The following is a 21578-nucleotide window of genomic DNA, read 5'->3' as shown; positions in this document are numbered from 1 at the left end:
AGCCCTAATCCTTTCCCCACCGAGGCCGGCGCATCGAAAAGATCTCGCTGACGCTGGCATAATCCATGTAGCCGAGACGGCCGACATTGCCCGCCCTGACGATATCGAAGATGCCGTCTTTCAGGAATGCATCGTCGATATGCACGCCGACGACTTCGCCGGCAACGACGATGGCGCTGGTCAGCGTCCCGTCCAGCGCCTTTGGCCGCAAGATCTCCGTCACCCGGCATTCAAGCGCCGCGGGCGCTGCCGCGACGCGGGGCGGCGCAACCAGACGCGACGGCGCCATTGTGAGATCGGCATAGTCGAATTCGGTCACGCCGCGCGGCGCATCGACCGCCGTGCGGACCATTTTTTCAGCAAGATCGCGGCTGACGAGGTTGGCGACGAACTCGCCCGTCTCTTCGGCGAAGGTAGCGCTGTCCTTCTCGCCTTCGGACGAAAACCAGACGACGAAGGGCCGCGTCGAAAAAGCATTGAAGAAGGAATAGGGAGCGAGGTTGATCTCGCCGGCCTTGTTCACCGTCGAGATCCAGCCGATCGGCCGTGGCGCCACGATCGCCTTGGACGGGTCATGCGGCAGCCCATGCCCCTTTGCCGGCTCGTAGAACATTCAGCCCACCCACGGCCCTGCATAGTCGGCATAGAGCTTTGCCGGATCAGGCCGGGGCCGCTCCGGCGCCGGCCCCTGATAGGAACCGATATGGATAAAGCCGACGACGCGCTCATGCGGCGCCAGCCCCAGGATCGCCCTGCCCTCCGGCACATCGGAATACCAGTTGCTGATCATGTTGGTGCCATAGCCCAGCGCATTGGCTGATATCATCAGGTTCATCGCCGCCATGCCGCCCGACAGGAACATCTCCCATTGTGGGATTTTTGGATTTTCCTTCGGGCTCGACACCACGCCGATCACCAGGGGCGCGCGTGAAAAGCGCGCCAGTTCCTGGTTGTGGCGGCCTTCTGGCAGCGGCCCTTCGCGCTGTTCGGCAAGTGCCGCCAGCTTCTTGCCGATCTCGACGCGTGCCTCACCCCGGTAGAGGATGAAACGCCAGGGCTCGAGCCGGCCGTGGTCTGGCACCCGCGAGGCGGCGGCAATCATCGTCGCGATGTCAGCGTCGTTGGGAGCCGGTTCCTTCAACTCCGGGATCGGCACGGAATTTCGGGTCAGCAGAAAGTCGATGATCGGCGACGCCATGGGCGCAAGTCTCCTTGGAATTTGAGCTGAAGCGCACCATCGGGACATCGGGCGGCTCGGGCATTGGCGCGGCGCGCCGGACAAAGAGCCCTCTAGCAGAAGCCGATCGGACTCTTAAGCCTTGAAATTGCCACCGCCTTAGGCTTCAACGCAAGGCATGTTTGAGGGGACAATGCGTCTTTTCCTGATCTGGCTCGCTGCCGCACTGTTCATGGTGCCGGTTTCGCTTGCGGTCGCGCAGGATGCGGACGGCCTCGGTGATCTGAAACTTCCCGGAATTTCGAGCTATGCGCCTCCGAAAAGCGAGATACCACTGGCGTCGGGGAGCAGTGGGGCAATCACGCTGTCGGCGCAATTGACCGACAAGGGTGCCGACATCACGCGCGGCATCGTCTGGCGCGTCTTCAAGCCTGAACCCACCGGCGACGGCAAGCTGCCGATGGTCGCTTCCGCCCATGGCGGCAGCGCGGTGTTCCAGCTCGAGCCCGGCAGCTATCTGGTCCATGCCTCCTACGGCCGGGCCGGCGCCACCAAGCGCATCACCGTCGGCAACGACGCCAAGCGCGAAAGCCTCGTGCTCGATGCCGGCGGGCTCAAGCTCGATGCCGTACTGTCGGGCGGGGTGCGCATACCGCCGAAGAAACTGCGGTTTTCGATCTATGAAGGCCAAGCCGAGGCCAATCACGATCGCGCCCTGATCATACCCGATGTCGAGCCGAACAGCGTCGTGCGGCTGAACGCGGGCGTCTACCACGTCGTCTCGACCTATGGCTCGGTGAATGCGGTCATCCGTTCCGACATCCGCGTCGAAGCCGGCAAGCTGACCGAAGCGGCCGTCGAGCACCGTGCGGCGGAGATGACCATGAAGCTGGTACGCGAGCCGGGTGGAGAGGCGATCGCCGACACCTCCTGGTCGTTGCTCAACGAATCCGGCGATCCCATTAAGGAAACCGTAGGCGCCTTTGCTTCGATGGTGCTTGCCGAAGGCGACTACACCATCATCGCCAAGAACCGCGACCGCATCTATCAGAAGGATTTTACCGTCGTGGCCGGGCAGAACAAGGAAATCGAGGTTCTGGCCACGGAGGCCTCGGCGATGGATCCCGAGGAAGGCGCGGACTAACCGTCCGGACACTGCCGTGTAGATTCGGGTCCAGCAGCCTATGATTTGCCGATCAGGCTAACTTGCGTATGCGTCGCGGCAGGAACTGGCCGCGGCCGCGCGGTTCGGCCGGCGCCAGATCGAAAACGCCACGATGGAGGCGGTCGAGCAAAGCCTTGCGGTCGCGCAGCGGCTCCAGTTCATCCCGTCCCAACACGTCACCGATGCACACGTCGATCGATTTGCCCGACAGCCGCGCGAATTCGTGGATGAGTAGGGAAATGCGCAGCGTCAGCGAAGCCCTCCCGACTAACTTCGCCACACGCCCGTCGCGCTCGGCCATGTTCATTGGTCCGCTGACCAGGTGGAACAGCCGCCCGTTCTGGCCGGAAAAGTGCATTGGGACAACCGATGCCTTGGCATCCTGGACGAGACGGGCCGGAAACATCTTCCACGGCAGATCGCGCGCCCGGCCAAAACCTTTCGGCGCAGTGGCGACGCCGCCTGCGGGGAAGACGACGATGATGACGCCCTCTTTCAGCAACCGCACCGCTTCATGGCGTACCGCCATGTTGTTCTTCAGCGCGTCCTTGGCCTCGGAAAAGTCGATCGGCAGCGAATAGGGCTCCATCTCGCGGATCTTGAGCAGATCCTTGTGGATCATGACACGGAACGGGCGCTGAAGCTGCTCGGCCAGCGAGAGCACCGCCATGCCGTCGCCGATGCCGAACGGATGATTGGCGACGATCACCAGCGGCGTATCAGGCAATTTTGCCGGCGGCCATTGGCCGGTGGTCCGCACCTGGACATCGATCAGCTCCAGCATGCGGCTGAACACACGTTCGCCGGCCGGCACCACATGGCGGCGCCAAGAGTCATAGAGGGCCGCGAAGCGATCGCGGCCAGACAGGCCTTCGATGGAATGGATGAACCAGCGCGTCAAAGCCGGCTGATCCGGACCGGCGTAAGAAAGCTCGGGAAACGGTCTTTCGTGAATCTTCAGCTTGAGCATGAAGGCTCGTTACAAGGCTGGCGTGACAAGCATATGAAAATAGCGGGCATGTGAAATAGCGGCATGTGAAAATGGCGGTGGATCGCTGCACCGCCATTTGCCGATGATCTGACTGAACTCAGGCGGCTCGTTTGCGCTTGCGGTCGGGCGTCACCGCCTCTTCGGTAAGCATTGCCACCGCCTGGCCAAGGCCAAGTGACTCCTGGTCGCGCGAGCCGAGCCGGCGAATGTTGACCGTCTCTTCCTCCGCCTCGCGCTTGCCGCAGACGAGGATGACTGGAACCTTGGCCAGCGAGTGCTCGCGGACCTTGTAGTTGATCTTCTCGTTGCGAAGATCGGCCTCCGCCAACAGTCCGGCCGCCTTCAGCTGCGCGACGACCTTTTGCGCGTAATCGTCGGCATCGGAGGTGATCGTCGCCACCACCACCTGCAGCGGTGCGAACCACAGCGGGAAATGGCCCGAATAATTCTCGATCAGAATGCCGAGGAAGCGCTCCATCGAACCGCAAATGGCGCGATGCACCATCACCGGCTGCTTCTTTTCCGAATCGGAGCCGATGTAGAAGGCGCCAAAACGTTCCGGCAAGTTGAAGTCGACCTGCGTGGTGCCGCATTGCCAGTCGCGGCCGATGGCGTCGCGCAGCACATATTCGAACTTCGGCCCGTAGAACGTGCCCTCGCCCGGATTGACGCCCGTCTTGATCCGGTTGCCCGACCGTGCCGCGATCTTGTCGAGCACGTCCTGCAGCACACCCTCGGCATGATCCCACATCGCGTCGGTGCCGACGCGTTTTTCGGGGCGGGTCGCCAGCTTGACGGTGATTTCGTCGAAGCCGAAGTCTGCGTAGGTCGACAGGATCAGGTCGTTGATCTTGATGCACTCGTCGGCGAGCTGTTCCTCGGTGCAGAAGATGTGGGCATCGTCCTGAGTAAAGCCGCGCACGCGCATCAGCCCATGCAGCGCGCCGGACGGCTCATAGCGATGAACGGCGCCGAATTCAGCCAATCTTACAGGCAGATCTCGGTATGACTTCAATCCATGCTTGAAGATTTGGACGTGGCCGGGACAGTTCATCGGCTTCAGCGCGAAGACGCGGTCGTCATCAGTGTCGTCGCCGGCAACCGTCACCTTGAACATATTGTCCCTGTACCAGCCCCAGTGGCCTGAAGTCTCCCACAGCGAGTTGTCGAGCACTTGCGGAGCGTTGACTTCCTGATAACCGAGGTCGTCGAGGCGACGGCGCATGTAGTTAACCAGGTTCTGGAACATTCTCCAGCCCTTGGCGTGCCAGAAGACGACGCCCGGCCCCTCTTCCTGGAAATGGAACAGGTCCATCTCGCGGCCGAGCTTCCGGTGATCGCGCTTTTCGGCTTCCTCCAGCATCATCTGGTAGGCATCGAGCTGCGCCTGGTCGGCCCAGGCCGTGCCGTAGATGCGGGTCAGCATCGGGTTGTTGCTGTCGCCGCGCCAATAGGCGCCGGCCACCTTCATCAGCTTGAAGGCGCTTCCGATCTGGCCGGTCGAGGCCATGTGCGGGCCGCGGCAGAGGTCGAACCAGTCGCCCTGCGCATAGATCTTGAGGTCCTGATCGTCGGGAATGGCGTCAATCAGTTCCACCTTGTAGCGCTCGCCCTTGTCGGCGAAGATTTTTTTCGCCTTCTCGCGCGACCACACCTCTTTGGTGAATGGCTTGTTGCGCGCGATGATCTCGCGCATCTTCTTCTCGATCACCGGAAAATCGTCGGGCGTGAACGGCTCGTTGCGGGCAAAATCATAGTAGAACCCGTTCTCGATCACCGGGCCGATGGTCACCTGCGTACCCGGCCACAATTCCTGCACGGCTTCGGCCAGCACGTGCGCTGCGTCGTGACGGATGAGCTCCAGCGCGCGCGGGTCTTCGCGGGTGATGATCTCGACCTTGCCGGACTTGCCGAGCGGGTCGGAAAGATCGCGCACCACGCCGTCGATGCTGTAGGCGACGGCTTTCTTGGCCAGCGACTTCGAGATCGATTCCGCCAGGCCGGCGCCGGTCATCGCCGCCTCGTAGTCGCGGACTGAGCCATCGGGAAATGTCAGGGAAACGGAATTCAGCATGAAGTTCTCCTATCCAGTCCCGCAAACGAGCGCGGGTGGTGAAATGCCGGATGCGTCCGGCGGCAGTCTTTTATGGGCAGATTCCCGTGCCGTAAAGGCGAATGGCCGATCACTTAGTTTTGTTTGACGAGATTCGGCAGCTCTTTCATGAACATCGCCCGCGTCCTGAGGCCCTTGGGCGTGTCCGATCGTTTCGTGTCGACCACCAGGCGGGCAAAGACGATCTTGCGGCCATCACTTTGCGCCCAGCCGACAAACCAGCCAAGCGAGCGGTTGACCTTGTCGGCGTCGTTGCGAAGCCCCGTAGTCCCGGTCTTGCCCTGCACCGTCCAGCCACCTGCCTGGAAGGTCGGCAAGATCGCCTCGGTCATCGCATAGGCCTTGTCCGAAACCGGCAGTTTGCGGGCAAGCAAGCGGCGCAGGAAATTCACCTGTTCGACCGGCGATATCCTGAGAGAAGAATTCACCCAGGACCGGGTGAGGCCATCATTCTTGCCGGCAATGCCGGATACATCGGTGTTGCCGTAGTCGAATTTCGACACGTAGCCGGCGAACCGCTCGCTGCCGAGCCGGCGGGTGATTTCCTGCGAAAACCACAGCACCGAGTCCTTTTCCCAGATCGTCGCGTCGACGGTTTTCTGGTCCCGCTTCACCGCATTGAACTCCGGCTTGTAATCCCATGCCGGCGTGTGCTCGTCGATCAGGATCCCCGCGTCGTAGCCGATCAGCGACAATGGGACCTTGAATGTCGAGGCGGGACTGAAGCGCTGGTCACAAACCCCTTGCCGATACAGAGTTTCGCCGCTTGCAGCATCCAGGATCAGCGTGCATTCAACGTCCTTCAGCGGCGCGGATTGAGCACGGATCGGAAAACCCAACAGCCAAGCCAGAAGGTAGAGAACCAATGCGAAAACGAATGGACGGCGGTCAATCTGGCGCATTTGGCAATCTCTCCTGAGGCATGTCAGGAGCGGCTTAGCGAGGCGTCTTGTCTCGATTTTGTCTTAAATACGCAACGTGGGGTTAAGGTTAGCAAGTCGTAAAGATCTGCCCGATTACCGAGCCCCTCTACCGGGATCAGCTTTCCGAGTCACTGCGTTTTTTTCCGATCCGCCAGTACCGCCAGGGCGCGAACCAGACGTAGCGATCGGCCAGCACATCCGGCACACGATCAATGCCGTGCGTTCCGCCCGGCCCGCAGCGCAGCACCCGGAAAAACCCCATCCAGCCGCCGGCCCATAATCCATGGCGGGCGATTGCCTCATGTGCGTATTCGGAACAGGTCGGCAGATGCCGGCAGGAATTGCCGACAAAGCCGGACAGCGTCAGCTGGTAAAAGCGCACAAGCGTCGTGCCGAGGATTCGGCCGGGCGTCTTGCGCCAGGGGCCGGGCCAGTTGCGCGTGTACCGCGGCCTCTGATGCTGGTGCGTGTGATCGGTCGCCATTTGACGGCTAAGCCGCCTGTTCGGCGCGCTTCTTCTCGATCTGGCCGATCGCGTCGACCACCGCATCGAAGGTCAGCATGGTCGAGGCATGGCGCGCCTTATAATCGCGCACCGGTTCTAAATATCTGAGGTCGGCGAAGCGGCCTTCGGGCGGTGTGCCGTTTTCCTTCAACATCTTCAGCATCGTCTCGCGCACAGCGCGCAATTCGCCCGCGCTGGCGCCGATGACATGTTGCGCCATGATCGAGGACGAAGCCTGGCCAAGCGCACAGGCCTTCACATCATGGGCGAAATCGGTGACGACGCCGTCATCCATCTTCAGATCGACAGTCACGGTCGAGCCGCACAGCTTGGAATGCGCGCGCGCGGTTGCATCGGGACGGTCGAGCCGGCCGATCCGCGCGATATTCCCGGCAAATCCCAGAATTTTCGCATTGTAGACGTCGTCGATCATATTTTTCCAATCCGTCGCCGCCGAGCGAACAGCGATTGCCGCTGACGGTCTTCCTTTCGCTCGGCACGATCATATATAATGCTGGTAGTCGGGTATGGACAAGGTAACCAACAGCCTCGTCCTTGCTCAAATCAGTTCACGCCGCTTACGGGCTGGAAACAGGGCACGTTTCTAACACCCGAAAGGTCGTGTCCGTTCAACTCGTTCCTCCTGAGAGGGGAACTACGGGAGACGCCTTTATGGATGCCGTCATCAAGAAATTCATGCCCCCCTCCGCCTATATGGAAAAGCCGGTCACCGATCGGCCGACCGAAGCCGAAGCCGAGGCCGCGGTTCGCACGCTGTTGCGCTGGACCGGCGACAATCCGGACCGGGAGGGCCTGGTCGATACGCCGAAGCGTGTGGTGAAGGCCTATCGCGAAATGTTCGGCGGCTACGACAAGTGCCCGGCCGAGGAACTCGGCCGCACCTTCGAGGAAGTCGCCGGCTATGACGACCTTGTCCTCGTCAAGGATATAACGTTCCATTCGCATTGCGAGCACCACATGGTGCCGATCATCGGCAAGGCGCATGTCGGCTATCTGCCGGACGGCAAGGTTGTCGGCCTGTCCAAGATCGCGCGCGTCGTCGATATCTTCGCCCAGCGACTGCAGACCCAGGAAGCCATGACCGCGCAGATCGCCGGCGTCATCCAGGACGTGCTCAATCCGCGCGGCGTCGCCGTCATGGTCGAAGCCGAGCATATGTGCATGGCCATGCGCGGAATCCGCAAGGAAGGCTCCACCACGCTGACCTCGACCTTCACCGGCGTCTTCAAGGACACGCCCGAGGAACAGGTCCGTTTCGTCACAATGGTGCGTGGCGGCAGGGGCTGAACGATCGTCGCCGGTCGCTAGCCATGATCCCGAGAAGTGGGTAAGGCTCTGAACAAGGACCGGCGATGTCGGCACTGAAATTCCCGAAAGCTCCATCAGACAAGAAAGCACTGGAAGAAAGCACGGTTTTTTCGCCGCGCTTCGATGCCAGCGGCCTCGTCACCGTCGTCGTCACCGATGCCGACCACGGCATGCTGCTGATGGTCGCGCACATGAACGCCGAAGCGCTGGCGCTGACGCTGGAAACCGGCATCGCCCACTACTGGTCGCGCTCGCGCAACGCTCTGTGGAAGAAGGGCGAAACGTCCGGGAATGTCCAGAACGTTGTCGAGATGCTCACGGATTGTGACCAGGACGCCATATGGTTGCGCGTCAAAGTGATGGGCCACGACGCAACCTGCCACACCGGCCGACGTTCCTGCTTTTATCGGACGGTGGGACTGATCGACGGCAAGGGGACGCGTGCCAGCGATGGGAGCAGGCCGCTGTTCGATGCGCAAGAAACGTATCGAAAGCCCCGTGAACCATCCAAATGAACCATTCGCCGAACTGCAGCCTCGTATATTCATGATTTCGATACGGCCAGCCTGTATGTTGGCCGTGGGACAAGGGAGATTGTGATGCTCGAATGGGCGTCATCGCTCAACAGACCGGACGTTCGAGAGGCCAATGGCCTGTCGTCGTCCGCCGGCGTATCCGAAACGAACCCCGCCAAGAAAACAGGCATCTCGCTGGCATTGGGCGGCGGCTGCGCGCGCGGCTGGGCCCATATCGGCGTGCTGCGCGCGCTCGACGAAGCAGGCATCGAAGTGTCGATGATCGCCGGCACCTCGATCGGCGCGCTGGTCGGCGGCTGCTATCTTGCCGGCAAGCTGGACGAGCTGGAAGAATTCGCCAGAAGCCTGACCAAGCGCCGCATTTTTGGTCTTCTCGATCTCAATCTGCGCGGCAGCGGCCTGTTCGGCGGCATGAAGCTCGACGCACGGCTGCGCGAGCATATGGCCGGCATCCGTTTCGAGGATTTGTCGAAACCATTCGTTTGTGTCACCTCGGAAATCCGCACCGGCCATGAAATCTGGCTGTCGGGCGGCTCGCTGATCACCGCTATGCGCGCCTCCTATGCACTGCCCGGCGTGTTCGAACCGGTCACTTGCAACGGGCGCGTGCTGGTCGACGGCGCGCTGGTCAATCCGGTTCCGGTCTCGGTCTGCCGCGCCTACGAGCAGCCGCTGGTGGTCGCGGTAAACCTTCACTATGATCTGTTCGGCCGCGCCGCCGTCATCAAGCACAGCGCCGGCGAACTGGTCGTCGAAAAGGATGCGCCAAGGCCCGGCCTGGTCGATACAGGGCACCAGTACCAAACACGGCTCGGCATCACCGGCGTTATGGTCGAAGCTTTCAACATCATCCAGGACCGCATTTCGCGTGCGCGGCTTGCCGGCGACCCGCCGGATATGTCGCTGCAGCCTAAGCTCAGCCATATCGGCCTGACCGAATTCCACCGCGCCGACGAGGCGATCCGCATCGGCTATCAGGTGACGGTGGCCCAGATCGGCGAGCTGGCCCGGCTGCAGACGGTTCTGGCTTAAATCATCGAAGACTTGTGCAGAAGCGAAAACCGCTCTCAGGCACGTGCGGCATCGACGATGCGGAACTGCACGGTGCGGTTGCCGTTCCAGTGGTTGCCCGACAGCGAACCGGCGACGTGCACCGGTTTGTCCCTGTTCGTGAACAGGAATTCGCCGAGCGCCGTATCGACGGCGCGAAAGGCGATCGCCTGGATCCGGCCGCCGCTTTCCGACTGCAACTCGGCGCGGATGTGATTGGTGCCGACCGGCCTCGCATCGGCAAGACGATGGCGCGGCAGCGCGAAGACCGGCGCGACATGCCCGGCGCCGAACGGGCCGGCTTTCTCCAGCGCATCGAGCAGGCCGAGCGTCGCACCCTCGGCGGCCAGCGCACCGTCGATCGCCAGGCTTTCCTCGCCCTGCAGCCGGAACACGTCGGCCGCCGCCCGTTCCTCGAAGAAGGCGCGGAGCGCGCCAAGTTTCGCCCGCTCCACCGTAATGCCGGCCGCCATGCCATGGCCGCCGCCTTTGACGATCAGCCCGGCAATGGCGGCCTCGCGCACCAGCCGGCCGAGATCGAAGCCCGACACCGAACGGCCTGAACCCGTGCCGACGCCATTGGCGTTGAAGGCGATGGCAAAGGCGGGCCGGCGCGCATGGTCCTTGAGCCGCGAGGCCAGCAGGCCGACGATGCCCGGATGCCAATTGGAACTGGCGGTCACGACGATGGCCGGCCCATTGCCGCCGGCAAGCTCGGCATCGGCCTCCACTCGTGCCGCGGCCAGCATTTCCAATTCCATCTGCTGCCGCTCCTGATTGAGCCGGTCCAGCGTCTCGGCGATGGTGCGGGCTTCGACGGGATCGTCGGTGGCGAGCAGGCGGCTGCCGAGTGCTGCGTCGCCGATGCGCCCCCCGGCATTGATGCGCGGGCCGATCAGATAGGCCAGATGGAAGGTGCTGACCGGCTCGCCGATGCGCGAGACCCGTGCCAACGCCGCCAACCCCTCGTTCCTCTGTTGGCGCGCCATCTGCAACCCCTTCACCACGAAGGCGCGGTTGACGCCGGTCAGCGGCACCACGTCGCAAACGGTCGCTAGGGCCACCAGGTCCAGCAGACCAAGCAGGTCCGGTGGTGCGGCATCCGGCAACCGGCCGCGCAGGATCCTCGCCGTCTGCACCAGAGCCAGGAAGACGACGCCGGCGGCGCAAAGATGGCCCTGCCCCGAAAGGTCGTCCTCGCGATTGGGATTGACGACCGCTTCCGCCGCCGGCAACGGACCGCCGAGCTGGTGATGATCGAGCACCACGACATCGGCGCCGGCAGCCTTCGCCGCGTCGATCGAGACAGCGCTGTTGGTGCCGCAGTCGACGGTGACGATCAGCGTCGCGCCACGCGAGACAAGTTCGCACATGGCTTCCGGATTGGGTCCGTACCCCTCGAAGATGCGGTCCGGTATATAGATCTCCGCTGGCACGGAGAAATGCGTGAGAAACCGCTTGAGCAGCGCCGATGAGGCCGCGCCGTCGACGTCGTAGTCGCCGAAGATCGCCACTCTTTCCCCGGTCACGATCGCATCAGCGATGCGGGCGGCGGCCTTGTCCATGTCGGTCAGCGAAGCCGGGTCCGGCAAAAGATCGCGGATGGTCGGATCAAGGAACCGCTCGGTCTGCTCGGCGGTCACGCCGCGCCCGGCAAGGACGCGCGCGACGATGTCCGGCACGCCAAAGCCTTGCGCTATCGCAAGCGCAGTCATGTCCTGCCGCTCGGTCAGCCGGTGTTCCCAGGAAACACCTGATGCCGACTGCCTGACGTCGAGGAAGATACGGTTTTCGCCCGTCATGCGACGCGCCATCTGCGGATTGTCATTTCTCACAATATGCGACGGCTAGCCGAGTCGGGAATCAAAACTTTTCCAGATCCTGGTGCCTTGCCTTGATCTCGCGAACGGTGCGCGACGACGAGCGCAGCACGATCGTATGCGTGGTGATGGAATTGCGCCCGAACTTGACCCCGGCCAGCATGTTGCCGTCGGTCACGCCGGTTGCGGCGAACAGCACGTCGCCGCGCGCCATGTCTTGTGTGCGGTAAACCCGCTTCGGGTCCGAGATGCCCATCTTCGCCGCGCGCGCCACCTTTTGCGGCGTGTCGAGGATCAGCCTTCCCTGGATCTGGCCGCCGGTGCAGCGCAACGCCGCCGCCGCCAGCACGCCCTCTGGGGCGCCGCCGGTGCCGAGATAGATGTCGATGCCGGTTTCATCCGGATCGGTGGTGTGGATGACGCCGGCGACGTCACCATCGCCGATCAGCCGGATCGCAGCGCCCGTGGCGCGCACGGCCTCGATCAGGCCGCCATGGCGCGGCCGGTCGAGGATGCAGGCGGTGATCTCCGGCACCGGCACGCCTTTGGCCCTGGCCAGGCTGGCGATGTTTTCGGCCGGCGAGGCATCGATGTCGATGACGCCGTCCGCATAGCCCGGGCCGACGGCGATCTTGTCCATATAGACGTCGGGCGCGAACAGCAGGCTGTCCTTTTCCGCAATGGCGATGACGGCCAGCGCATTGGGCAGGTTCTTGGCGCAGATCGTCGCGCCTTCGAGCGGATCGAGCGCGATATCGACCGCCGGGCCTTTGCCGGAGCCGACCTCTTCGCCGATATAGAGCATCGGCGCCTCGTCGCGTTCGCCCTCGCCGATCACCACCGTACCGTTGATGGCGAGGCGGCTGAGCTCCTCGCGCATGGCGTCTACTGCGACCTGGTCGGCGGCCTTTTCGTCGCCGCGTCCGCGCAACCTGGCCGCCGCAACCGCGGCGCGTTCGGTGACACGCACCAGTTCCATGGTGAGTATCCGGTCAAGGCCGGCGACGATGTTCTGGGCAATGTTCATCGGTGGACAATCCTCGTTGGCACATTGCCTCCCGTTAGAGCGCCGCGCGTCCATTGAGCGCGCAAAGGACGCTCTAAGTCTTTGAATCTACGCATCGTGCTTTCCCGAAAATCGATTCCGATTTCCGGGCCGATGCGTTAGAGGCGCGCCGGTTGTGTCAAAGCTCCATGACAACAGCAAGACCTGGGCGGGTCTTTCTTGAAAACGCAGCGATAACAATCGATTTGAGAAAGAGAATTCCTACTCTGCCCGCTCGATGCGAATGACTTGAGGCTTGTCGGTCAGATGGTCGTCCCTGGTGATGCCGTCGACGGCCTTGCGCACCGCCGCTTCTGTCGTCTCGTGGGTGACCAGGATCACCGTTTTCTGCAGTGCGGTATCGGGACCGGAGGCGTGCTGCACGATCGATTCCAGCGAAATGTCATTGTCGGCCATGCGCTTGGCGATGGCGGCAAAGACGCCGATGCGGTCATGCACGGTCAGCCGGATGAAATAGCCGCCGGCATGGCTGCGCATCTGCGCCTTCTTGTACGGCCGCAATTCCTTCGCCGGCAGGCCGAAGACCGGACCGTGCTGGAAACCGGGCCGGCTCTTGGCGATGTCGGCAATGTCGCCGACTACCGCCGATGCGGTGGCGTTGCCGCCGGCACCGGGACCGGAGAGCAGGAGTTCGCCAAGAATATCGGTTTCGATGGCCACCGCATTGGTGACGCCGTGCACCTGCGCGATGACCGAGGCCGTCGGCACCATGGTCGGGTGCACGCGCTGTTCGATCCCGCTTTCCGTGCGTTGGGCGACGCCGAGCAACTTTATCCGGTAGCCGAGATCGCCGGCCGCGCGGATGTCGGCCTGGCTGATGTTGGAGATCCCTTCCATGTAGATGTCGTTGGCGGCAATCCGCGTGCCGAAGGCAAGGCTGGTCAGGATCGACAGCTTATGCGCGGTGTCGTGGCCCTCGATGTCGAAGGTCGGGTCGGCCTCGGCATAGCCCAGCCGCTGCGCATCCTTCAGACAGGCGTCGAACGACAGGCCCTCGGCCTCCATGCGGGTCAGGATATAGTTGCAGGTGCCGTTGAGGATGCCGAAGACACGGGTCACCGAATTGCCGGCCATCGCCTCGCGCATCGTCTTGATGACCGGAATGCCGCCCGCCACCGCCGCCTCGTAATTGAGCAGCACGCCCTTCTTCTCGGCGATCTCGGCCAGCGCCACGCCATGCTTGGCGAGCAGCGCCTTGTTGGCGGTGACGACGTGGCGGCCGGTTTCAAGCGCTGCTTTCACGGATGATCGCGACGGTCCCTCGTCGCCGCCGATCAGCTCGACGAACACGTCGATCTCGGCGGTCTGCGCCATTCCTACCGGATCGTCGAACCACTTGGCCGCGCCGAGATCGACGCCGCGGTCGCGTTTGCGATCACGGGCCGAGACGGCTGACACGACGACCTCGCGGCCGCATTGCCGCGTCAGTTCCGCCGCCTTGTCGTGCAGCACGCGCGCCACCGACGCGCCGACGGTGCCGAGACCGGCAATTCCAACACGCAACGCTTCAGCCATGTCCGGCGACGCCCCCCAAGAATTTGGTCGATGTAGTGTCAGGCGCTCAACGATGTGCGGCCAGCGGCACCACATTGTTGGGCTGTTTGGCGCTGGACGCCAGGAAGCGCTTGATGTTTCGAGCCGCCTGCCGGATCCGGTGCTCGTTCTCGACCAGCGCGATGCGCACATGGTCGTCGCCATGCTCGCCGAAGCCGACACCCGGCGCCACCGCCACGTCAGCGTGCTCGATCAGAAGCTTGGAGAACTCGAGCGAACCGAGATGCTTGAACGGCTCCGGGATCGGCGCCCAGGCGAACATCGACGCCGCCGGCGCCGGGACAATCCAGCCGGCGCGGCTGAAGGCGTCGACCATGACGTCGCGACGCTTATGATAGATGTCGCGAACTTCGGCGATATCGGCGCCGTCGCCGTTGAGCGCGTGCGCAGCCGCCACCTGGATCGGCGTGAAGGCACCGTAGTCGAGATAGGACTTGACCCTGGTCAGCGCCGAGATCAGCCGCTCGTTGCCGACGGCAAAACCCATGCGCCAGCCGGGCATGGAAAAGGTCTTCGACATCGAGGTGAACTCGACCGCCACGTCAATCGCGCCCGGCACCTGCAGCACCGAGGGCGGCGGATTGCCGTCGAAATAGATTTCCGAATAGGCAAGGTCCGACAGGATGATGATGTCGTTCTTCTTGGCGAAGGCCACCACCTCCTTGTAGAAATCGAGCGAGGCGACCTGCGCCGTCGGGTTCGACGGGTAATTGAGGATCAACGCCAGCGGCTTCGGGATCGAATGGCGGATGCCGCGCTCCAGCGCGGGGATGAAGCCGTCGTCCGGTTCCACCTGCAACGAGCGGATCACGCCGCCCGACATGATGAAGCCGAAAGCGTGGATCGGATAGGTCGGGTTAGGGCACAGGATCACGTCGCCGGGGGCGGTGATCGCCTGCGCCATATTGGCAAAACCTTCCTTCGACCCCAGCGTCGCCACCACTTGCGTGTCCGGGTCGAGTTTCACCCCAAAACGGCGGCCATAGTAATTGGCCTGGGCGCGGCGCAGGCCCGGAATGCCGCGCGACGACGAATAGCGATGCGTGCGCGGATCGCGCACGACCTCGCACAATTTGTCGACGATGGCCTTGGGCGTCGGCAGATCCGGATTGCCCATGCCAAGGTCGATGATGTCGGCGCCGCGCGAGCGGGCACTGGCCTTCAGCCGGTTGACCTGCTCGAAGACATAGGGCGGAAGCCGGCGGACCTTGTGAAATTCTTCCATGTCAATTCCAGACGGTCAAAGGGGTTTTGGCGAAGGTGGTTGTCGGTCGCGCGATATAACCCTATTTGCAGGTAGGGTCGAGGGCAGGATCGCATTTGGCTTCGATCTGCTTCAGCGCGTCGGCGCCGTGCTTCCTTGCCAGTGTGTTCAGCGCCGCCGGGTTCGCAGCCTTGACCGCTCCGCCCTTTGAGGCCTGCGCCTGCCCGTCGGCCTTCAACTGGGCGAGCTTGGCGTTCTTTTCCGCCTCGGTGAATTGCTCCGCCGCCACCTGCGGCGGGATATTCAGGTTCGGATAGGTGCCGGTGTTCTTCGGCCCGTCGGTAGCCGCGACAGGCGTGGCGCCCTCGATGTTGGTGCTCGAACAGCCGGCGATCGCCAGCAAAACGACCGCCGCGCCCATGCGGCAAAAACGACCAGTGCCAGAAAAAACAGTTTCGCCAATATTAATCGTCATATTGTTTCCTTGGCAGCCGAGGTAGAGCGCGTTGGACCCTGTCCGATGTCCCATGATAATATGTCAAGAAAACGCTTCGGGAGGAACCCCGCGAACCATGTCCAAAACACCCGATTCGGGCAAAGCGGAAGATGACCAGGCTTCGACCGTCGAGCAATATCTGGTGAAGGACCCGGAGCGCTTCGCCTTGAACATGGCTCGCATGATCGAGCAGGCCGGCAAGGCGGCTTCCGCATGGGCCGAGCCGCGCGAAAAAGGCGACGTACGCGATCATGTCGCCGAGCCGGTCGTCGACATGGTGAAAACCTTCTCCAAGCTCAGCGAATACTGGCTTTCCGACCCGCAGCGTGCCCTGGAGGCGCAGACGCGGCTGTTCTCCGGCTACATGACCGTCTGGGCCAACTCCATCCAGCGTCTCGGCGCCGGCGGCGAAGATGCCGAAGACGCGGTCAAGCCCGAGCCCGGCGACAAGCGTTTCCAGGACCCGGAATGGGGCCGCAACGCCTTCTTCGATTTCCTCAAGCAGGCCTATCTCGTCACCTCGCGCTGGGCGGCCGAGCTGGTCGAGCACGCCGATGGCCTGGACGAGCACACCCGCCACAAGGCCAGCTTCTACGTCAAGCAGGTGTCCAACGCCATCTCGCCGTCGAATTTCATCCTGACCAACCCGGAGCTGTTTCGCGAGACCGTCGCTTCGAATGGCGAAAACCTGGTCCGCGGCATGAAGATGCTGGCCGAGGACATCGCCGCCGGCAAGGGCGACCTGAAACTCCGGCAGGCCGATTATTCGCCCTTCGAGATCGGCAAGAACCTCGCCACGACGCCCGGCAAGGTGGTGGGCCGCAGCGATGTCGCCGAGATCTTGCAGTACGATCCGGCGACCGAGACCGTACTCAAGCGGCCGCTACTGATCTGCCCGCCATGGATCAACAAATTCTATATTCTCGATCTCAACCCGCAAAAGTCCTTCATCCGCTGGGCGGTAGAGCAGGGTCACACCGTCTTCGTCATCTCCTGGATCAACCCGGACGAGCGGCACGGCACCAAGAGCTGGGAGGCCTATATCCGAGAGGGACTGCAATACGGCCTGGACACGATCGAAAAGGCCACCGGTGAAAAGGACGTCAATGCCGTCGGCTATTGCGTCGGCGGCACGCTTCTGGCGGCGGCCCTGGCGCTGATGGCGCAGGAAGGCGACCACCGCATCAAATCGGCCACCTTCTTCACCACGCAGGTCGATTTCACCTATGCCGGCGACCTGAAAGTGTTCGTCGACGAGGAGCAGGTAGCGGCCGTCGAAAAGGCGATGAACGAGAAAGGCTATCTCGACGGCACCAAGATGGCGACCGCCTTCAACATGCTGCGCTCGGGCGACCTGATCTGGCCCTATGTCGTCAACAACTACATGCGCGGCAAGGATCCCCTGCCCTTCGATCTGCTCTACTGGAACGCCGATTCGACCCGCATGGGCGCGGCCAACCATTCCTTCTATCTGCGCAACTGCTATCTCGAGAACAGACTTTCGCAAGGCATGATGGAGCTGGCGGGCCGCGTGGTTTCGCTGAAGGACGTCACCATCCCGGTCTACAACCTTGCCGCGAAGGAAGATCACATCGCGCCGGCGCTTTCGGTGTTCCTCGGTTCGAAGTATTTCGGCGGCGAAGTCGACTACGTCATGGCCGGCTCCGGCCACATCGCCGGTGTCGTCAATCCGCCGGCAGCGCAGAAATATCACTACTGGACCGGCGGCAAGCCGGCGGGCGACTTCGACCAGTGGATCGCCGAGGCCATAAACCATCCCGGCTCCTGGTGGCCGCACTGGCAACGCTGGGTCGAGGCGAAGGACAACACCCGCGTGCCGGCCCGCAAACCCGGCAAGCACATGAAAACTCTGGGCGACGCGCCAGGCACCTATGTCAAGGTGCGTGTGTAACCTTCTGTAATGTGTGGTGAGTTGACGCGCCGGTAAAAGAGGGCGAAATGGTGTCGTCAACCCTCAAGCAGTCTCGATTCCTCTTTAGCCGTCGAATTACTCTGGGGCTTGCGGATTTGACACAGGTCTCGTTTTCGTTCGGGGACAAGGATTTATTTCGGCGAGACGTTTCGACGCCGCCAATGACGTACCGGCCGGACATCGAGGGGGAATTTTGTTTTGAAATCAGCAGGATCGCGCCTCGCGAAGGGAGAAAGCCGCGCCATTGCGGCCGCGCTTTTCTCCGTGCTCCTGGCGTCCTGCACCTCGGCCGGCGACCCGTCCCTGTCCGTCGGCATGCCCGGTTATAACGCCTCTGCTACGGATATCAGCACGGCCTCTGGTACCCAACAGGTCGCCGTTGATTCGTCATCGCAGATCACGACTTCACAGATGACGATGACCGCCGAGGGCGACGCAAGCCTTCCCGAGCAGGTCGGCTATGTGCCAATGGGCAAGCCGGGAACCCAGGGGGGAGCCCCTCAGGGAGGCGCCAAGTCCGATGCCGGCCTCCCCGTCACGGCTCCTGCTCGCGCAGACGCTGCTGCGGGCCAGACGCCGCAGCCCCAGCAACAGTCCGCGCAGACGGTTGAACAGGCCGGCTCTGCTACGCAGAAGACTGTAACTGTCGATGCAGGCACGACCGCGCCGAAGTCCAAGGCCGAGGCCGCCGCGCCGGCGATGAACAACCCGGTTTATGTGACCGCCGGGGAGCCGCAGCCGCAAGCTTATGCGCCGAAGAAGAAGGGGTTCCTCGCCTCTTTGTTCAGCGCCACGCCGGCCTCGGCGGCGCCTGCCCCGCAGACCAGCAACAGGTCGGGCGAGCAATCGACGGCGGCGCAGCCCAAGGCGGCCGCAAAGCCGACCATCACGTTGGCCTCGGCCAAATCGGCTGAAAAGCCGGTGCAACTGGCTTCGATCGGCGATACCAGCCATTTCACCGATGACGCGCTGCCTGGCGTACGCAAGACCGCACTCTTCGAGATCAAGCGCAAATCCGGCCTCGACGACGACAGCGACGTCGATCTGAACGAGGATGAAGGCGGCGCCTATCAGGTGGCATCCGCTGCCGGGCTTGCCCGGCTGGCGCCCAACGGTCTTTTGAAGCAGACCGAGAATGTCGACGTTGCCTGCCTAAAACCTTCGCTGGTCCGTGTGCTGAAGACGATCGAGGGCCACTACGGCAAGAAGATGATCGTCACCTCCGGCTATCGTGACCCGGCCCGCAACCGCCGCGCCAACGGCGCCAAGAATTCGCTGCACATGTATTGCGCCGCTGCCGACATCCAGGTTCCAGGCGTCGCGAAAGCGCAACTGGCAAGCTACATCCGCAGCATGCCCGGGCGCGGCGGCGTCGGCACCTACTGCCATACCGAATCTGTTCACATCGACGTCGGTCCCGAGCGCGACTGGAACTGGCGCTGCCGCCGGCGGCGGTAACGGCTGGCTCTCTCTCTCATTACGCAACGTTCGCAATGTGCCGCCTCACGACGGCACGGTCGAACCGGGCTAAATCGCCGAAAATGCGCGGTTTTGCGGCCAATGAAAAAAGTTGTCGCAGGCGGCGGCAGACGGGTTGCCGGTTTGGTGCAAGGCAACTATAAGCGCTCACATCTGAGCGCGCCCATCGTCTAGCGGTCAGGACACCGCCCTTTCACGGCGGTAACAGGGGTTCGATTCCCCTTGGGCGTACCAGAGATTTCAACTGGCATGGCAATAGAGCATCAGATCCCAGTGCATGCAGCCGTACTCGTCGCCAAGGCGGTCGATGAGGACCTGGATATCAAATCCCTATTGGGCCGCACCTAAATTCCAGATGTCCCGATGCAGGCGCCATGTCCCGTCGTCGCCCTTCTTCCAGACGACGATGTACTTGCCCGCAACGGTGGAGAGGGCGCCGTCTTTGCTCGGCACATCGAGCGTAAATGCGCCAACTTCGTAGGCGAGGTTTGCGCTCTCTTCCACCTCCAGGGCCTTTAGGGTGAGATTCTTCATCCCGCTTTTGATCGCGCCCTGCCAGAATTCTTCCACGCCCTTGCGACCATCGACGCGCTTGCCGTCGGGCGGCAGCACGGCGGCATCCTCGGTATACATTTGACCGACCTCCACCGCGTTTCCGCTGTTGAAGGCGTCCGTGAATTTCGTCAGCGCAGCTTCGATGTCCTCGCGAGCCGACTGGGCGGCCGCAGACAACGCAGACGAAAGAAACAGCACAGCAGCAAATGCAAATAACTTAGCCACTCTCATCTCGTCCTCCCTTTGCGTGATCGATATATCCACCGGATGAATAGTGGGCCCAATCCGAGTGCGCCGCCGCGCCCGCTCAATGGCCAGGTCATGATTTACATTAGGCTTATCTGATATGACGGCGCAAGCGCAGCTGCGCAGCCAAGAGCGGGGCGTAAAGCCTCACCAGCGCGCGCGTTTCCGCCGGTCGCGCTGATGCTCTCGCGCGTCTCTCATAGTTCGTCCTTGGCCTTGCCATAGGCGTTCGGCGCAGTGTGGGGCGTGTAGATCAGGCCTGCTTTCTTGCCGCCACGCACAGCTCATCGCTGGCGGCGCGCGCGTCTTCACCGGGCGAGGCCTCATCAACGGCGAAGCCATCGTCCTCGATGAGAAGGCCCGTTCGGATTTTGCCGAACTGCGGAGGCAATCCCGCGACGCCTGTATGACCTGTATCTCGCCGCGGAATTTCTGGAAAGACGTTTGATGACCGGCACGGGAACGACCCGGCCCATGTTCTTCGAGGTGAACAAAGGCCGGGCCTGATCTAGTTTCCCGCCCGTAGCTCCTTCAGGTCACAGCGAATGATGCTGCCATGGAAAATGGCTGGCGAGCTGCGTTTGAGATGCATCTCCCGTCCCGTCGCTGTCCAAAGAGAGCGACCCGGTTGAACTGTCGTAGCTGACCTGGTCGGAACGATCATGCGCAGCCGTAGACAGAGCGTCGGATGACTCCCCTCCCGACTTGAGCCCGTCCAAGAAGGCCTGGTCGAAGTGAGGCTTGTCCTGCAGCTTTTCCTGGAGCCAGCTGAAGTCGAAGGCGTCGTGGCCTCCGCGGCCGGACATGATCTCGGCGGCGCCGCCCTTGCTAGCATTGGCGCCGACATTTTCATTATCGACGGTGTGGGCGAACCCGTTGCCGGCCGTCTTGTCGTGTGAACCGGCGAGCGACTCCGAGCCGCCAGAAAGGGCGGCCAACACCCGGTCGACACTGCTGCCTGCCTTTTCGCCGCCATTGTCGACATGGGAGGTGTCGTTGCCGTCATGGTTTGCCGCCCTGTCGGTGCCGGCGGCTGCATGGGTCGCATCGGCACCATGGACAGCATGAACACCGCCATTGCTGGTCGTGGGGCGGGAAGCGGCGGTCTCAGTGGAACTGCCATCGCTGGCGGCGGTCTCGGAAGCGGCGGCCGCAGTAGAGCTGTCGTCGCTGATGGTTGTGTCAGAAGCGGCGGTCGCAGTAGCGCTGTCGTCGCTGATGGTGGTGTCGAAAGCGGCGGCCGCAGTAGAGCTGTCGTCGCTGATGGTGACGTCGGCAGGGACAGTCGCGGTAGAGCTGTCATCGGTGGCGTCTGAAGCGGCGGTCCCAGCGGTGCTGAGATTGTGTTCCCGGAAAACAGCCTGCAGTTCCGGGGAGCTTTCAAGCGCGGTGTCGCCGTTCTGTGTTCCCCACTTATAGGTATAGTCAAAGGCCGG

The 21578-nt window shown here is 62.6% G+C and carries 20 protein-coding genes, 1 tRNA gene and 1 pseudogene; 7 read left to right on the top strand and 15 right to left on the bottom strand.

All coding sequences use genetic code 11. The features are described from left to right. Nucleotides 1-4 precede the first annotated feature (4 nt). Nucleotides 5-613: a flavin reductase family protein gene (locus tag ACWTU7_RS27215; protein WP_455840960.1), complete on the bottom strand. Its 609-nt coding sequence runs from the start codon at nucleotides 611-613 to the stop codon at nucleotides 5-7. Beyond that, a complete protein-coding gene (locus tag ACWTU7_RS27210; protein ID WP_455840961.1) occupies nucleotides 614-1198 on the bottom strand; it encodes a nitroreductase family protein in 585 nt (194 codons plus the stop codon). 157 nt (nucleotides 1199-1355) lie between these two features. Here ACWTU7_RS27210 and ACWTU7_RS27205 point away from each other — a divergent pair, with 157 nt between their 5' ends. After that, nucleotides 1356-2321 carry a hypothetical protein gene (locus ACWTU7_RS27205; RefSeq protein WP_455840962.1) on the top strand — a complete coding sequence of 322 codons (966 nt, stop codon included), beginning with the start codon at nucleotides 1356-1358 and terminating at the stop codon, nucleotides 2319-2321. A 52-nt stretch (nucleotides 2322-2373) separates the two neighbouring features. On the opposite strand, the gene ACWTU7_RS27200 is transcribed toward ACWTU7_RS27205, so the two are convergent. From ACWTU7_RS27200 to ACWTU7_RS27180, 5 genes are all read right to left on the bottom strand, one after another. Further along, on the bottom strand, nucleotides 2374-3312 hold the full coding sequence (locus ACWTU7_RS27200) for a lysophospholipid acyltransferase family protein (RefSeq protein ID WP_455840963.1): 939 nt from the start codon (nucleotides 3310-3312) through the stop codon (nucleotides 2374-2376). Between the two features lie 118 nt (nucleotides 3313-3430). Then, nucleotides 3431-5407 carry a threonine--tRNA ligase gene (gene thrS / locus ACWTU7_RS27195; protein ID WP_455840964.1) on the bottom strand — a complete coding sequence of 659 codons (1977 nt, stop codon included), beginning with the start codon at nucleotides 5405-5407 and terminating at the stop codon, nucleotides 3431-3433. Nucleotides 5408-5520: 113 nt separating this feature from the next. After that, nucleotides 5521-6348, bottom strand: a complete 828-nt coding sequence (gene blaOXA, locus ACWTU7_RS27190; protein WP_455840965.1) for a class D beta-lactamase — start codon at nucleotides 6346-6348, stop codon at nucleotides 5521-5523. Between the two features lie 136 nt (nucleotides 6349-6484). Beyond that, on the bottom strand, nucleotides 6485-6853 hold the full coding sequence (yidD, locus tag ACWTU7_RS27185) for a membrane protein insertion efficiency factor YidD (RefSeq protein ID WP_455840966.1): 369 nt from the start codon (nucleotides 6851-6853) through the stop codon (nucleotides 6485-6487). 7 nt (nucleotides 6854-6860) lie between these two features. Continuing rightward, nucleotides 6861-7307 (bottom strand): iron-sulfur cluster assembly scaffold protein, encoded by a 447-nt coding sequence (locus tag ACWTU7_RS27180; RefSeq protein WP_029353091.1) that lies wholly within the window; start codon nucleotides 7305-7307, stop codon nucleotides 6861-6863. 239 nt (nucleotides 7308-7546) lie between these two features. Here ACWTU7_RS27180 and folE point away from each other — a divergent pair, with 239 nt between their 5' ends. The 3 genes from folE to ACWTU7_RS27165 all read left to right on the top strand — a co-directional run bounded on the left by folE (nucleotide 7547) and on the right by ACWTU7_RS27165 (nucleotide 9771). Next, entirely contained in the window at nucleotides 7547-8182 is a 636-nt protein-coding gene (folE, locus tag ACWTU7_RS27175) for a GTP cyclohydrolase I FolE (RefSeq protein WP_029353093.1), read from the top strand. Nucleotides 8183-8247: 65 nt separating this feature from the next. Then, nucleotides 8248-8718 carry a phosphoribosyl-AMP cyclohydrolase gene (hisI, locus tag ACWTU7_RS27170; RefSeq protein WP_455840967.1) on the top strand — a complete coding sequence of 157 codons (471 nt, stop codon included), beginning with the start codon at nucleotides 8248-8250 and terminating at the stop codon, nucleotides 8716-8718. An 84-nt stretch (nucleotides 8719-8802) separates the two neighbouring features. Further along, nucleotides 8803-9771, top strand: a complete 969-nt coding sequence (locus ACWTU7_RS27165) for a patatin family protein (RefSeq protein ID WP_455840968.1) — start codon at nucleotides 8803-8805, stop codon at nucleotides 9769-9771. Nucleotides 9772-9806: 35 nt separating this feature from the next. Here the strand turns inward: ACWTU7_RS27165 and recJ are convergent, their stop codons facing one another. The 5 genes from recJ to ACWTU7_RS27140 all read right to left on the bottom strand — a co-directional run bounded on the left by recJ (nucleotide 9807) and on the right by ACWTU7_RS27140 (nucleotide 15908). Beyond that, nucleotides 9807-11591, bottom strand: coding sequence for a single-stranded-DNA-specific exonuclease RecJ (recJ, locus tag ACWTU7_RS27160; protein WP_455840969.1), 1785 nt, complete (start codon nucleotides 11589-11591; stop codon nucleotides 9807-9809). 61 nt (nucleotides 11592-11652) lie between these two features. Next, entirely contained in the window at nucleotides 11653-12636 is a 984-nt protein-coding gene (gene glpX / locus ACWTU7_RS27155; protein WP_455840970.1) for a class II fructose-bisphosphatase, read from the bottom strand. Nucleotides 12637-12876: 240 nt separating this feature from the next. After that, nucleotides 12877-14190 (bottom strand): homoserine dehydrogenase, encoded by a 1314-nt coding sequence (locus ACWTU7_RS27150; protein WP_455840971.1) that lies wholly within the window; start codon nucleotides 14188-14190, stop codon nucleotides 12877-12879. A 46-nt stretch (nucleotides 14191-14236) separates the two neighbouring features. Next, nucleotides 14237-15454, bottom strand: coding sequence for an LL-diaminopimelate aminotransferase (locus ACWTU7_RS27145; protein ID WP_127319036.1), 1218 nt, complete (start codon nucleotides 15452-15454; stop codon nucleotides 14237-14239). Nucleotides 15455-15515: 61 nt separating this feature from the next. Continuing rightward, a complete protein-coding gene (locus ACWTU7_RS27140; RefSeq protein WP_455840972.1) occupies nucleotides 15516-15908 on the bottom strand; it encodes a hypothetical protein in 393 nt (130 codons plus the stop codon). 97 nt (nucleotides 15909-16005) lie between these two features. Here ACWTU7_RS27140 and phaC point away from each other — a divergent pair, with 97 nt between their 5' ends. The 3 genes from phaC to ACWTU7_RS27125 all read left to right on the top strand — a co-directional run bounded on the left by phaC (nucleotide 16006) and on the right by ACWTU7_RS27125 (nucleotide 19575). Next, nucleotides 16006-17841 carry a class I poly(R)-hydroxyalkanoic acid synthase gene (gene phaC / locus ACWTU7_RS27135; protein ID WP_095520540.1) on the top strand — a complete coding sequence of 612 codons (1836 nt, stop codon included), beginning with the start codon at nucleotides 16006-16008 and terminating at the stop codon, nucleotides 17839-17841. Between the two features lie 336 nt (nucleotides 17842-18177). After that, nucleotides 18178-19320 (top strand): YcbK family protein, encoded by a 1143-nt coding sequence (locus ACWTU7_RS27130; RefSeq protein ID WP_455840975.1) that lies wholly within the window; start codon nucleotides 18178-18180, stop codon nucleotides 19318-19320. A 180-nt stretch (nucleotides 19321-19500) separates the two neighbouring features. Beyond that, nucleotides 19501-19575, top strand: a tRNA-Glu gene (locus ACWTU7_RS27125). A gap of 96 nt (nucleotides 19576-19671) precedes the next feature. Here ACWTU7_RS27125 and ACWTU7_RS27120 read toward each other — a convergent pair. From ACWTU7_RS27120 to ACWTU7_RS27110, 3 genes and pseudogenes are all read right to left on the bottom strand, one after another. After that, nucleotides 19672-20121 carry a YybH family protein gene (locus ACWTU7_RS27120; RefSeq protein ID WP_165778533.1) on the bottom strand — a complete coding sequence of 150 codons (450 nt, stop codon included), beginning with the start codon at nucleotides 20119-20121 and terminating at the stop codon, nucleotides 19672-19674. Between the two features lie 274 nt (nucleotides 20122-20395). After that, entirely contained in the window at nucleotides 20396-20533 is a 138-nt protein-coding gene (locus tag ACWTU7_RS27115; protein ID WP_455840973.1) for a hypothetical protein, read from the bottom strand. Between the two features lie 145 nt (nucleotides 20534-20678). Then, a pseudogene (locus ACWTU7_RS27110) lies at nucleotides 20679-21578 on the bottom strand (hypothetical protein); the annotation flags it as partial.

The organism is Mesorhizobium sp. BHscii, assembly GCF_053848065.1.
This window is presented reverse-complemented; position numbering and strand designations above follow the sequence as displayed.